Origin of the sequence: Deinococcus grandis (assembly GCF_001485435.1) — a bacterium.
Classification (GTDB): domain Bacteria; phylum Deinococcota; class Deinococci; order Deinococcales; family Deinococcaceae; genus Deinococcus; species Deinococcus grandis.
This window is the reverse complement of the sequence record NZ_BCMS01000001.1, coordinates 2099468-2112455: the sequence shown is the minus strand read 5'-3', so window position 1 is coordinate 2112455 and position 12988 is coordinate 2099468. Positions and strand designations below refer to the sequence as shown.

At 76.4% G+C, this 12988-nt stretch carries 10 protein-coding genes; 9 read left to right on the top strand and 1 reads right to left on the bottom strand.

Going from position 1 to position 12988, the window contains the following annotated elements; genetic code table 11:
• Positions 1–243: 243 nt before the first annotated feature.
• Positions 244–1458, bottom strand: a complete 1215-nt coding sequence (locus tag DEIGR_RS10330; protein WP_153013704.1) for a helix-turn-helix domain-containing protein — start codon at positions 1456–1458, stop codon at positions 244–246.
• Positions 1459–1803: 345 nt separating this feature from the next.
• Here DEIGR_RS10330 and DEIGR_RS10325 point away from each other — a divergent pair, with 345 nt between their 5' ends.
• From DEIGR_RS10325 to DEIGR_RS10285, 9 genes are all read left to right on the top strand, one after another.
• Positions 1804–2796: an ABC transporter substrate-binding protein gene (locus DEIGR_RS10325; protein ID WP_083524005.1), complete on the top strand. Its 993-nt coding sequence runs from the start codon at positions 1804–1806 to the stop codon at positions 2794–2796.
• Between the two features lies 1 nt (position 2797).
• Complete coding sequence (locus DEIGR_RS10320; protein WP_160329929.1) at positions 2798–3553, top strand: ABC transporter permease; 756 nt, start codon at positions 2798–2800, stop codon at positions 3551–3553.
• Positions 3550–4275 (top strand): ABC transporter ATP-binding protein, encoded by a 726-nt coding sequence (locus DEIGR_RS10315; protein ID WP_058976994.1) that lies wholly within the window; start codon positions 3550–3552, stop codon positions 4273–4275. Before DEIGR_RS10320 ends, DEIGR_RS10315 begins: the two co-directional genes overlap by 4 nt.
• On the top strand, positions 4272–4844 hold the full coding sequence (locus DEIGR_RS10310) for a hypothetical protein (RefSeq protein WP_058976993.1): 573 nt from the start codon (positions 4272–4274) through the stop codon (positions 4842–4844). Before DEIGR_RS10315 ends, DEIGR_RS10310 begins: the two co-directional genes overlap by 4 nt.
• On the top strand, positions 4841–6310 hold the full coding sequence (locus DEIGR_RS10305; protein WP_058976991.1) for a hypothetical protein: 1470 nt from the start codon (positions 4841–4843) through the stop codon (positions 6308–6310). Before DEIGR_RS10310 ends, DEIGR_RS10305 begins: the two co-directional genes overlap by 4 nt.
• Entirely contained in the window at positions 6307–7362 is a 1056-nt protein-coding gene (locus tag DEIGR_RS10300; RefSeq protein WP_201785751.1) for an AAA family ATPase, read from the top strand. Before DEIGR_RS10305 ends, DEIGR_RS10300 begins: the two co-directional genes overlap by 4 nt.
• A gap of 3 nt (positions 7363–7365) precedes the next feature.
• The gene (locus DEIGR_RS10295) at positions 7366–8238 is read left to right on the top strand and encodes a DUF58 domain-containing protein (protein ID WP_058976989.1); all 873 of its coding nucleotides are present in this window, start codon (positions 7366–7368) and stop codon (positions 8236–8238) included.
• Positions 8235–12107 carry a vWA domain-containing protein gene (locus DEIGR_RS10290; protein WP_058976987.1) on the top strand — a complete coding sequence of 1291 codons (3873 nt, stop codon included), beginning with the start codon at positions 8235–8237 and terminating at the stop codon, positions 12105–12107. The genes DEIGR_RS10295 and DEIGR_RS10290 overlap by 4 nt, the downstream gene beginning before the upstream one ends.
• A 323-nt stretch (positions 12108–12430) precedes the next feature.
• Positions 12431–12916, top strand: coding sequence for a (2Fe-2S)-binding protein (locus DEIGR_RS10285; protein WP_058976985.1), 486 nt, complete (start codon positions 12431–12433; stop codon positions 12914–12916).
• The last annotated feature ends 72 nt before the right edge of the window (positions 12917–12988 follow it).

The following is a 12988-nucleotide window of genomic DNA, read 5'->3' as shown; positions in this document are numbered from 1 at the left end:
GATCCGGGCGGACTCGCAGGATCGCGCCGCCGGGCGAGCAGGAGCAGAACGGGTTCCGGACGCGGCGTCGACAGACCGGAGCCCTTCGCGGCTGTCAACGAAACAGACGGAGTCCACACCGGACGGAAGCCGCGTGACTCCCGAACGTCCGGTGGGCTCGCGGGTGTTCGTCCGCCGCGTGAACCGGCTCCTGGGGGCCGTTCCCGCCGGTCGGATGTATCTGCGGGTCATCGCCCTCCCGGATCAGAAGGCGGCGTCCAGTGCCGCGCGGCGCGCCCGTGCGATCGGGCGGCGGTGGTCACCTTCGGGCAGCAGGTCTTCGAGGGTGTCCAGGCATTCCGGATCGTCGAAACGGGACGCGTAGCGCCACAGCAGGTCCGGGTCGCCCGACCGGCACACCGCCTCGCGCAGCGCCGCGTCGAGGTACTCGCGCCAGTAGGTCAAGAGCGGCGACGCCGAGTGCGGCAGCAGCGGCCCGTCGTACAGGTCGGCGGCCTCGCTCACGCGCCCGGCCAGCAGCAGTTCCTCGATGCGCTGCACGTCCAGCGTGATCGGGACACTCAGCCGGTACGGCCGCGACGCGATCTGCCCGCCCAGCAGGGACCGCAGGGTGCTGACCTCGGATTTCAGGGTGCTCAGACTGATCGGCTGGTCGCCGTACACGTGCGCGTGCAGCGCGTCCAGCGTCAGGCCACCCGGATTCAGGGACAGCACGCACAGCAGCTCGTGCTGCCGGGGCGTCAGGTGCAGCCGCTGCCCGCCGAACGTCACGCGCGGCGACCCGCAGAACGCCAGGTTCAGCCCGGCGGCGGGCGTGACCGGCCGCCCCTGGATGGCCAGTTCGATCTGCGCGGCGTAGTGCCGGGCGCTGGCCAGTCCCAGCGGCGTGGTGTGCTCCCAGGTGGTGCTGATGTCCAGCACGCCCAGCAGCGCCCCGCTCCCGGTATCCCGGATGGGACTGGAGTAGCACACCCAGTCGTGCACGGTCTGCACGTAATGCTCGGCGCTGAACACCCGCACGGGCTGCCGGGTGCGCAGCGACAGCGCCAGCGCGTTCGTGCCGACGCTGCCCTCGCCCCACTGCCCGCCGGGCACGAAGTTGATGCTGCGCGCCAGGTCGGTCATGCGTTCGCTGCCCTGCGTCCACAGCAGCGTGCCGTCCACGTTTCCGACCGCGACGATCAGGTCCGCCTCCTCCGCGAGGCGGCGCAGTTCGGGAATCAGGCCGCGCATGCCGTACTCCAGGGGGCTCTCGTGCCAGACGTGCTGCACGTCGGATTCCTTCATGATCGGCGCGCACGCGCGCTCCGGCGACACGGTCAGCGCCGACCGCGCCCACGACGCGGCGACCTCCTGGTCCACGGTCGTCTCGACCGGCTGGGGCGCCTGTTCACGGGACACGTACCGGTACCAGGCGCTGATCAGTTTCTGTCGTTCCAGCGACAATCTGTCATTCATGTGCGCGTCCTCGGGGCGAAGGGCGTCCGCGTCGGGTGTGGGGCAGTCCCCGGTGCCGTGCGGCAGGATTCATAGAGTGATGGGCCAACGCTATCACTTCCTCCCGCGGTAAAGGTGTACGTGTCTACGTATCGCCCCTGCCGGGTGGACCCGCGCGACCTTCAACCTTTTGGCAACCCCGCAGCTGTCACCATGACCGCACGCCACGACCAGCTTCCGTTCCTCCGGGTCCGCCGGAGGTGCCCCTGCATGCCCGCTCCACGTCCACACCGCGCCCGGCGGCTGTGTCCGTCCGGTTCCCGCCCACCCCCGTTCCGCAGGCCCACCCGCACCGAAGGAGTGCCCATGCCCCAGCCCACCGCGCCCCGCGCACGCCGCACCCCCATCCGCGCCACCTGCGCGCTGCTGCTCCTGCTCGGCGGGACCGCCGCCGCCCAGAAGACCCTGAACGTTGGCCTGCAGGCCGGCGGAACACTGTCCTGGGTGACGTTCGCCATCCAGAAGTACGGCATTGACCGTGACCTGGGCTTCCGGCTGAACACCACCACCTACGCCAGCAAGGACGCCACCCGCGTCGCGCTGCGCGCCGGGGACGCCCAGGTGGTCGTGGACGACTTCCTGGAGGTCACGCTGCTGCGCCAGAAGGGCTTCCCGGTCAGCGCCATCTACCCGTTCAGCCTGATCACCGGCGGCGTGATCGTCCCCGCCGGCAGCGACATCCGCACGGTCGCCGACCTGAAGGGCCAGACGCTGGGCGCGACCAGCCTGACCGACAAGACCCTGCTGATCCTGCGCGCCTACACCCGCCGGCAGGGCTTCGACGTGCAGAGCGCCGCGAAGGTCGCCTCGGTCAGCAGTCCCCTGATGGAGCAGTTCATGAACCGCGGCGAGATCCAGGCCGGGATTCCCTTCTGGCACCACGGCGCGCGCATGGTGAGCACCGGGAAGTTCCGCACGCTGATCAGCAGCGCCGACCTGCTGCGCGGCCTGGGCCTCCCGCAGAACGTGCCGCTGCTGTACCTCGTGGCCCGCACCGACGCCGACCCCGCCACGCTGCGCCTGTTCCTGAAGGCGGTCAATCAGGCCAACGAACGCATGAAGACCGACCCGGCCTTCTGGACCGCCATGCTCGACGCGAACCTGTACGCCCTGCCCGACCGCTCGCAACTGCCCGCCCTGCGCACCCAGTGGGCGGCCGGCCTCCCGAAACGCTGGACGGCCGCCGACCTGAACGCCACGCTGCTCCTGACCCGCCGGATGATCGAGGTCGCCGGGCCGGACGTGGTGGGCCTGACCCGCCTGGACACCCGTGCGTTCAATACCTCCTACCGCCCCTGACGTGCGCCCCGCGCGCCACGCCGCCCGCTGGCTGTGGCCGCTGGCCGGACTGCTGAGCCTGCTGCTGGGCTGGCTGCTGCTGGGCCAGGACACCTTCCCCGGCCCGGCCGCGACCCTGGCGTACGCGGCGCGCGAATCGGCGCGCGGGACGCTGTGGGGGCACGTGGGCATCACCCTGTGGCGCGTGCTGCTGTCGTTCGTGCTGGCCCTGCTGCTGGGCGTGCCGCTGGGGCTCGCGCTGGGCCGCTCACGCGCCCTGGCGGGCTTCCTGGCCCCCTGGCTGGCCGCGATGCTCAGCGTGCCGCGCATCCTGGTGCTGCTCGCCGCGTACCTGCTGGTCGGACTGAACGAACGGGCGCTGGTCGGCGCGATCACCCTGATCCTCCTGCCGGGCGTGGCCGTGCAGGTCCGCGAGGGCGTGCGCGGCCTCGACCCGCGCCTGTACGGCATGGCCCGAGCGTTCGGGCTGGGTCGGGCCGCCACGCTGCGCGCCGTCACGTGGCCGCAACTGACCCCCACGCTGCTCGGCACGGCGCGCCTCACGCTGTCCCTGGCGTGGAAGATGGTCGTGTTCGGCGAGGTGTTCGGCCGCACCAGCGGCGTGGGCTACATGCTGGCCTTCGCGTTCCAGCAGTTCGAGATGCGCGCCCTGCTCGCCTACGGACTGGTCATGACCGTCATCCTGGGCGCCGCCGACGCCGCGCTGGGCGCACTGGGCGCCCGCAGCGCCGCCTGGCGCGCCGGAGGCACCCCGTGAGCCTGCACTTCGACGGCGTGGCCCTCGACTACGGCGCGCGGCCCGTGCTGCGCGACGTGACCCTGCACGCCGCGCCCGGCGAGGTCGTGGCGGTCGTGGGCCGCAGCGGCTGCGGCAAGAGCACCCTGCTGAGCCTCGCCGCCGGCCTGCTGAACCCCACGCGCGGCGCGGTCACGCGGCCCGCCGGACGGGTGGGGTTCGTGTTTCAGGACGCCCGGCTGCTGCCCTGGCTGACCCTGCGCGAGAACCTGCGCCTGGTCGCCCCGACCCTGAGCGGCGCGCAGGCCGACGACTGGCTGGCCCGCGTGGGCCTGCGCGGCCGCGGCACCGACCGGCCAGGGCAACTGTCGCTCGGCATGGCGCAGCGCGCCGCCGTCGCCCGCGCGCTGGCCGTGCAGCCCGAACTGCTGCTGCTCGACGAGCCCGCCGGGGCGCTGGACGAACTGACCGCCGCCGACCTGCGCGCCGAACTGGCCGACCTGCTGCGCGCGCGGCCCGTCACGACCCTGCTCGTCACGCACCACCCCCTGGAGGCGGCGCTGCTGGCCGATCAGGTCGTCGTGCTCGGCGGGCGGCCCGCCACGGTGCAGGGCACCCTGCGCGTGCCCGGCGCGCGCCCCCGCGACCCCGACGACCCGGCCGTGGCGGGCACCATGCGCGACCTGCGCGCCCTGATCGCCCGGGCCGACCGCGCCGCGCCCGGCGGGGGAGAGGCCGCGTGACCGGCATCCAGCCGCTGGATTTCTCCTGGCTGGGCGCGGAGTGGCCCGCCGCGCTGGACGCCGCGCGCGTCACCCTGACCCGGCTGGCGCTCGCGCTGGGCCTGGGCCTGGGTGGCGGGACGCTGCTCGCCTGGACTATGCGACGCAGCCTGCGCGCCGAAGCGCTGCTGACCCCCACCCTGCTGATCCTCCAGGCGATTCCCTGGGGGCTGCTGCTGGTCGCGCTGAACCTGATTCCCAGCCTGGGCGTGCGGGACTCGACGGCCGTGGGCGTCGCGGCGCTCGCGGCGGGCGTACAGGTGTTCACGCTGGGCCGCCGCCGCCTGGAGGAAGCCCGCCCGGCCGTGCTGCGGCGCGCGCTGTGGTACGCGTTCAGCGCCATCGTCGCGTCCGAGGTGCTGGCCCGCACCGACGGTCTGGGCGCCAAACTGCGGTTCTTCAGCCTGAACACCGAGCCCGCGCACCTGCTGTTCTACGGCGCACTGTGCGCGGCGCTGGTGCTGGCCTTCGCGGGGCTGGCGCGCGCCGCGCGGGGCCTGCTCGGGCGCACCTTCCTGGGGCGCGGATGACCGCCACGCCGCCCCCCCCGTCACCGGCGCTCACGGCGGCGCTGCGGCCCGTGCAGGCGCGGCTGCACGCGCAGGCGTGGGCGGTCCAGACCCGCGCGGCCCTGACGGTGACCGGCGGCGCGGCCCTGCTGGGCGGGCTGCTGCACGCCCTCTGGCCCGGCCCGGTTGCTGGCCTGAATCCTGCCGAGGTGGTCGGCGCGGCCCTGCTGGCCGGGGGGGCGCGCCTGGCGTGGCACGCGCCCGCCCGCCCGACCCTGCCGGACGCCGCGCAGGTCGCGGACCGCCGCGCGGGCCTGTCGGGCCTGCTGGGGGCGGCGCTGGGCAGCCAGCCCACACCGGACCCCTGGTCGGCGGCGCTGCACGCCCGCCTGGACGGACAGGCCGCCGCCGCCGCCCGCTCCCTGTACGCCCGCACCCTGCTGCCCGCCCCGCCCGCGCGGGTGTGGGCCGCGCCCCTGCTGCTGCTGGCCCTGGGGGCGGGCGCGTGGGGCCTGCCCGCCCCGGTCCGCCCCGACCAGGGGCCGGAGGCCGCGCGCGTGATCGAGGAGCCCCCCACCCCCCCGATCCCCACCGGGGCCGGGCCGACCCCGGCGGCCCCGGTGGACGCCGCAGTCTCGCCGGTGCCCACCACCAAGCCGGACGAGAACCCCGGCGCCGACGCGGGCGCCCGCACGGACGCGGCCCCGGAGCCCGGCACGCGGTCCGACGCGCCGACCGGGGCGGGCACCACCGGCCGAGCGACCGCCGTGCCGGGCCGCGCCCCCACCCTGCCCCGGCTGACCGAGGCGCGTCAGGGCGTCACGCCCGCGGCGCAGGCGCCCCGTGAGCCCACCCCCGCCGCGCCGGGCACGCGCACGCAGGACACGCCGTTCGGTTCGCGCGAGAACGGGCAGTTCGAGAACCAGAGCGTCACCGACCCCGACCGGCTGGCCGCCGCGCCCTACGACCCGACCACCGCGCCGGGCGCGCGCGCGCAGCAGCAGCAGGCCGACCCCGGCAGCAGCGGACTGCGCGCCGCGTCCGGCGGGCGCGGCATCGAGAGTGACGGGGCCGACCGCTGCGTGCAGGGCTGCCTGACGAACAACGACATGAACCGGGGCGCCGCGCCGGACCCGGCCAGACCGAAGAACCCGCAGGGCCAGACGACCAGCGGCACCAGCGACAGCGGCGGCGCGGGCACCGCCGGGTCCAGCAGCGGCACCGGCCTGGGGCGCGGCACCCTGCGGCCCCTGAACACCCGCGTGCAGGGTGAACTCGGCGGCGCGGCCGGCGCGGGCGGGCGGGTGCAGGTCCTCGCCGCACCGGACGACCGGAGCGCCGCGGCGCCCGCCGCCACGTCGGCGGGCGCCGCGCCCCGCTGGACGCCGGGGCCGGACCTCGCCCCGCCGGACCTGCCTGCCCCGACCCCCATCCCGCCCGGCGCGCAGGACGCCGTGCGCGCCTACTTCGACAGGAGCTCCCCGTGACGCAGCCCGACCTCCCCCCCTCCACGGCCACACAGCCGACCTCCTCCCAGGCCGCTGCCACACAGCCCGCCGCCCAGACCGGCGCCACCCTGGAGCGCCTCGACGCCCTTCTGCGCGACCTGCGGGCCGCGCGGGACGCCGTGAACCGCGTGGTTGTCGGGCAGGAGACCATGACCGGGCAGGTGCTCGTGGCGCTGCTCGCCGGGGGGCACGTCCTGCTGGAGGGCGCGCCCGGCATGGGCAAGACCCTGCTGGTCCGCACCCTGGCCGACGCGTTCGGCCTGCAGCTGGGCCGCGTGCAGTTCACGCCGGACCTGATGCCCGCCGACATCACCGGCACGCTGGTCCTGAACCCGCAGGGCGGCGCGCCGACCTTCCAGCCGGGCCCGATCTTCGCTCAGCTGCTCCTGGCCGACGAGGTGAACCGCGCCACGCCCAAGACGCAGTCCGCGCTGCTCGAGGCGATGGGCGAGGGCACCGTGACGGTCGCGGGCACCGTGCGGGCCCTGCCGCGCCCCTTCTTCGTGCTCGCCACCCAGAACCCCATCGAGCAGGAGGGCACCTACCTGCTGCCCGAGGCGCAGATGGACCGCTTCTTCTTCAAGGTGGACGTGCCCTACCCCGACGCGGACACCCTGGCGCGGATCGTCACGCAGACGACCGGCACGCATGCCGTGCAGGCCGATGCCCGTCTCGGGCCACAGGGGCTGCTGAACCTGCAGGCGGCGGTGCGGGCCATGCCGGTCGCGCCGGAGGTCGTGCAGGCCGCCGCGCGCCTGACGGTCGCCACGCAGCCCACCCGCGCCGAGAGCAGCGCCGACGTGCGCCGCTACGTCAGTTACGGCGTCAGCCCACGCGGCACGCAGGCGCTGATCCTGGCCGCCAAGGCCCACGCGCTGCTCGCGGGCCGCGCGCACGTCGCGCCGCAGGACGTGGGCGACGCGCTGCTGCCCGCCCTGCGCCACCGCCTCCACCTGAACTTCGAGGGCTTGGCCGACGGCGTGGACCGCGACGCGCTGCTGCGCGACCTATGGCGGGCGCAGGGCGGCTGACGCATGGAGTTCCCGCCCGCCGCACAGCAGGAACTCGCCCGCCGCCGCCTGACGGTCCGCGGCGCGGCCCACGCGCGCGGCGGCGCGGGCGAGCGGCCCACCCGCGCGCGCGGCGCGGGCCTGGACTTCGCCGAGCACCGCCCCTACCGCCCCGGCGACGACATCCGCACGCTGGACGCGGCGGTCACGGCCCGCACCGGGCAGCCGGTCGTGCGCGAGTACGTCGTGACCGGGCAGCTGCCCGTGCTGGTCGTGCTGGACGCCGGGCCGGGCATGCGCCTGCACCCGCGCAAGTGGCGGCTGGCGCAGGGACTCGCGGCGGCCCTGGCGTTCACGGCGCTGTCCGGCGGGGACCGCGTGCAGGTCGTGACCGCCGCTGAGACCACCCGGGCCAGCGGCTGGCTGCAGGGCGTGAACCGCGCCGCGCACCTGCTGGGGTTCCTGGGCGCGGTCCGCCCCGGCGCGCGCGGCAGCCTGCCCGGCGCGCTGGCCCACCCAGCGACCCGCGCGCCGCGCGGCACCCTGACCGTGCTCGTGTCGGACTTCCTGCACGAACAGGTGCCCGGCGCGCTCGCCGGACTGCCCGCACGGGGGCAGGAGGTGCTGGCCGCGCAGGTCCTCGACCCGCTCGAACTGGACCCGGCAGGCCTGGGGCGCGGCGTGACCCGCCTGCTCGACGTGCACGGCGACGAGGAACTGACCGTCACGCTCGACGACGCGGCCCGCCGGGCATACCGCGCGGCGCTTGCTGACTGGAACGCCGCGCTGGGCGCGCAGGTCACGCGCGCCGGGGGCCGCTGGCTGAGCGTGGACGCCGCGCGGCCCCTGGAACAGGTGATCCTGCGCGACCTGATCGCGCGGGGCGTGATCCGGTGAGCCTCGCGCAGCCCGCGTGGCTGGCGCTGCTGCTGCTGGCCGCCCTGCTGGCCTGGCTGGCCCGGCAGCGCCGCGCCGCCCGGCAGCAGGAGGTCAGCGCCCTGCACCTGTGGCGCCGCGTCCGCGCCCGCTCGCCCCGCGCCCGGCTGCACCCCAGCGCCGCGCTGGGCCTGCAACTCCTGGCACTGCTGGCCGCCGCGTTCGCCCTGAGCCGCCCGGTGTTCGCCCCGCCGGCAGGCGGGGGCCGACTGGTGCTGCTGGACGCCACGCGCGCCATGCGGGCCACTGACGCGCGCCCCACCCGCTTCGACGCGGCCCGCGCCCTGGCACTGCGCGAGATCGGCCCCGGCAGCGGCGCGGCGCTGCTCACGGGCGGCGTGCAGCCCCTGGGCCTGAACCTGGACCCGGCCACGCTGGGCGCGGCGCTGCGGGCCGCGCAGCCCGGCGACGCCGCGCCCGACTGGGCCGCCGCGGCCCGCTGGCTGCGGGCCAGGGCGCGCGGCGGGCCGGTCACGGTGTACACCAGTCCCGCGCAGGTGGGCGCGGCCCGCGCGGCCCTGCGCGGCCTGAATGCCCGCATCCTGAGCGTGGGCCGCCCCGACACCCCGAACGCGGCGCTGACCGACCTGCGCGTCACGCCCGGTGCGGCGGGCGCCCCCTGGACCCTGACCGTCACCGCCCACGCGTTCGGCCTGAGCGGCCCCCGCCCCCTGACCGTCCGGCTGGGCGGCCGGGCCCTGGCGCGCCGCACGGTGACCCTGGTGGACGGCGTGGCCACGCCCATCACGTGGCGCTTCACGCCCGGCGCGGGCGGCCTGCTGGAGCTGACCCTGGACGCCCGCGACGCCCTGGGCGCCGACGACCACGCCGCGCTCCTGCTGCGCCCCCAGCCCGGGCCCGTGCGGATCGCGATACAGGGACCGCTGGCGCCCGGCTCGCCGCTGGCCCGCGCCCTGAAGGCCCTGCCTGCCGCGCGCCTCCAGACCGGCACGGGCGACCCGGCGGACCTGCTGATCGTCATCGACCCGGCAATCGGGCCGGACCGGGCGCTGGCCTCACCCGCGCCCCTCCGGCTGGACCTGAATGCCGACCCCGCCCGCGCCGCCCCGGATCACGTGCTGGCCTGGGCGCAGACCGACCCGGTCGGGCAGACCGTCCTCTGGGCCGCGCTGGGCGACCTGCGCGCCGTGACCCTGCCCGCCCGCCCCGGCGCGCAGGCGGTCCTGAGCGGCACGCGCGGCCCCCTCCTGACCCGCGAGACCACCCCGGACGGCGAGATCTGGCGCGCTGCCCTGCCCCCGGTCGGCGCGTGGACCGACACACCCGCCTTCCCGGTGCTGCTCGCCACGCTGGCCGCACGCGCCCGGCCCGACGCGGGAGCCCAGGTCCCGACGCCCTGCACGGTCGGCCGCCCCTGCGCCCAGCCGCCCGGCCCGCACGCCCTGCGCGAGGGTGGCCTGCCGCCGCGCCGCGTGTGGGGCGCGTTCGTTCCGGCCCGCGCGGGCGTGGCCCTGCTCGACGGTCAGCCGCTGGCCGTGCAGGCCCAGGGCACGGACGGCGACCTGCGCGCCCCGGCGGGCGCCACCCCGGACGCCGCCCGCCGCGCCCTCGCCCCTCGCCTGGACCACTGGCGATTGGAACCCTGGCGCGCCCTGGTGCTGCTGGCCCTGCTGGCCGTCGTGACCGAGGGCGCCCTGCGCGTCCGGGACGAGGGGAGCCTGCGGCGGCCCGGCGCGTGGCGCACCCCCGCCGGGCGGCGCTGGTGGCCGTGGCAGGCGCTCGCGGCGGCGCTGCTGCTGCTGGCGGCCCTGAACCCCGGCCTGCAGCGACCCCAGCCTGCCCCCGCCCCGGTCACCCTGGCGGGCGGCGGCGATCTGGACGCCGCCCTGGCCGACGCGGCGGCCCGCGCGCCCGGCGCGCCGCTGCGCGTGACCGGCCCCGGCTGGCGCGTCTCCGGCACGGTGCCCGACACCCTGGCGCGCCTGCACGACCAGGGACACGCGGTCCAACTCGGCCCCACTGCCGGCACTGCTGCCGGAACCACCCCTGGAACCGCCGCCGGACCCGCGCTGGCCGCCCCGGTCCTGGACGTGCCCGCCGGGGCACCCGCCGGGCAGCCGGTGCCCGCCACGCTGAGCCTCCAGGCCGCGCGGGCTGGCGAGGTGCAGCTCACGGTGCGGCAGCAGGGGAGGGCCGTGCAGCGCGGCTCGGTACAGGTCCAGCCGGGCCTGACCCGCCTGACCCTGCCGCTGCCCGCCCCCACCACGGCGCTGGACACCTACACGGTCGAGGTTCAGGCCCCCGGCGTGCCCCCCGTGACCCGGCAGGCGGCCGTGCGCCGGGACGCCCCCACAGCCGCGCTGCTGATCGCCCCGCCCGGCGCGGCGCGGGACACCCTGACCCGCGCCCTGGCCGTGCAGGGGCTGAGCGTCACGCCCGTCAGCCCCGCGGACCTCGGTGCCGCGCAGATCCGCCGCGCGCGCCAGATCGCGCTGGTGGACACCCCCGCCGCCGACCTCGGCGCGGACCTGCGCTCGGCACTCGACCGCGCCGTGCGGGACGGAGCGCACCTGTTCATCGCCGGGGACCGGCAGGCCTTCGGGCCGGGCGGGTACGTGGGCACGCCCCTGGAGACCCTCTCGCCGCTGTCTGGCCGCGTGCCGCGCGACCAGCCCCGGCTGGCCCTGGCACTGGTCCTGGACAAGAGCGGCAGCATGAACGAGGTCGTGTCCGGCGGCGTCACGAAACTCGACCTGATCAAGGCCGCTGCGCTCGGCTCTGCGCGACTGCTGGCCCCGCAGAGCGACGTGACCGTCATCGCCTTCGACTCGGCCCCGAAGGTCGCCGTGCCGCTGGGCCCCGCCAGCCGTCAGGCGGCCATCGAACAGGGCGTCGCCCGCATCGAGGCCGAGGGCGGCACCGTCGTCAAGCGCGCGCTGGACGCCGCCCTGAAGGAACTCGCGGGATCGGACGCCCCCAGGCGGCACCTGCTGCTCCTGACCGACGGCGTGGACGGCGGGATCTTCAGCCCTGACGAGTACGAACGCCAGATCCGCCGCATCCGCGCCACCGGCATCACCGTCAGCGCGGTCACGGTGGGGGCCGGGATGCACGTGCCGCTGCTGCGCCGCGTGGCCGAGTGGGGCGGCGGGCAGTTCGCGCAGGCGACCGACTGGCGGGACGTGCCCAGCCTGCTGGCGCGCGACACGCTCGCGCAGGGCCGCCCCGCCGCGCGCCAGGGCACCTTCGCGGCCCGCTGGCCCGGCGCGGCCCCCCTGACCGTCCGCGCGGCCGTCCGCACCACCCTGAAAGGCGGCGCGACCCCCCTGGGCCGCCTGGACCTGGGCGGCGACGACCGCGCCGCGCCGCTGGGCGCCGCGTGGCGCGTGGGCCTGGGGCGCGTCACCGCGCTCGCCGTGAACCCGGCCTCGCTGTTCGGGGACGCGGGCGGTCCCGCCCGGCTCGCCCCGCTGCTGCGCGGCCCGCCGCTGCTGCCCACCGGCCCGGTGCCCCTGACGCTCGTGGGTGCCGACCTGCGCGTCCAGGCCCCCACGGCGCAGGTCACGCTGCTCGGCCCGGACGGCGCGGCACCCCTGCGGCTCACGCCCCGCCCGGACGGCGTGTTCGAGGCCCGGCTGCCCGCCCCCACGCCCGGCCTGTACCGCCTCGGCCCCGCCGCGCTGGAAGTCCCCCCGCCGGACGCGCTGCCCGCCGACCTGACCGGCGCGTGGCCGACCGGCGGCCCGGGCCGCGCCGCGTGGCAGCCGCTGTGGCCCGCGCTGACCCTCGCGGCCCTGGCGTGCTTCCTGACCGCCCTGGTGCGCCGGGCCGTCCGGTCGCGCCGCGCGGCCCCGCAGCCCACCACCTGATCCCGACTCCGGTTGAAGGCGGTGCACGAACGTTCAGCCCGAGCCGACTCGCAGAGCGGCGCCGCAGAACGGGCAGGGGAGAACCTGGTTCCGGGCGTGGACTCGGCCCCCCAGTGCCGACCAGGTGCCGACCCGGTGCCCAGCCGGTGCCCTTCCGGGGTGTCGACGAACCCGGCGGACCCCGTATGACCGTTCGGGGCGGGGCGCCGGGAGTGCCCGCGCACCCTTTTCCAACCTTAATGTGTTTAGATGGGGACGGTCAGACAACTCAGCTTCCACCCCTCTGGAACCCCTTCATTCCACCCCGCCCGTGGGAGGCCCGCATGAACGTCACCCTGACAGTGAACGGCAAGACCTACACCCGTGACGTGGAGCCCAGAACGCTCCTCGTCCACTTCATCCGCGAGGACCTCGGCCTGACCGGCACGCACGTCGGCTGCGACACCAGCCAGTGCGGCGCGTGCACCGTGCACGTGAACGGCGACGCCGTGAAAAGCTGCACCCTCCTGGCCGTGCAGGCGCAGGGCGCCGACATCACCACCATCGAGGGCCTCGGCACGCCCGGCGACCTGCACCCCCTCCAGACCGGCTTCTGGGAGGAACACGGCCTCCAGTGCGGATTCTGCACGCCCGGCATGATCATGGCCTCCGCCGAACTCCTGAAGCACACCCCCAACCCCAGCGAGGACCAGATCCGCCACCACCTGGAAGGCAACTACTGCCGCTGCACCGGGTACCACAACATCGTCAAGGCCGTGCAGCACGCCGCCGGTGCCATGCAGGGCGCCTCGCAGGCCGCCGACGACTGACCTGGGTCGAGGGTCGAACGGTCACGGCGTCCAGAACCGGACTCCGCTGACCCACTCAGACCTTCAGACGCC

Excerpts from the sequence above, each read along its gene's own strand:
- DEIGR_RS10305 (WP_058976991.1), top strand. The coding sequence starts at position 4,841 with ATGACCGCCACGCCGCCCCCCCCGTCACCGGCGCTCACGGCGGCGCTG.
- DEIGR_RS10295 (WP_058976989.1), top strand. The coding sequence starts at position 7,366 with ATGGAGTTCCCGCCCGCCGCACAGCAGGAACTCGCCCGCCGCCGCCTG.
- DEIGR_RS10330 (WP_153013704.1), bottom strand. The coding sequence starts at position 1,458 with ATGAATGACAGATTGTCGCTGGAACGACAGAAACTGATCAGCGCCTGG.
- DEIGR_RS10325 (WP_083524005.1), top strand. The coding sequence starts at position 1,804 with ATGCCCCAGCCCACCGCGCCCCGCGCACGCCGCACCCCCATCCGCGCC.
- DEIGR_RS10285 (WP_058976985.1), top strand. The coding sequence starts at position 12,431 with ATGAACGTCACCCTGACAGTGAACGGCAAGACCTACACCCGTGACGTG.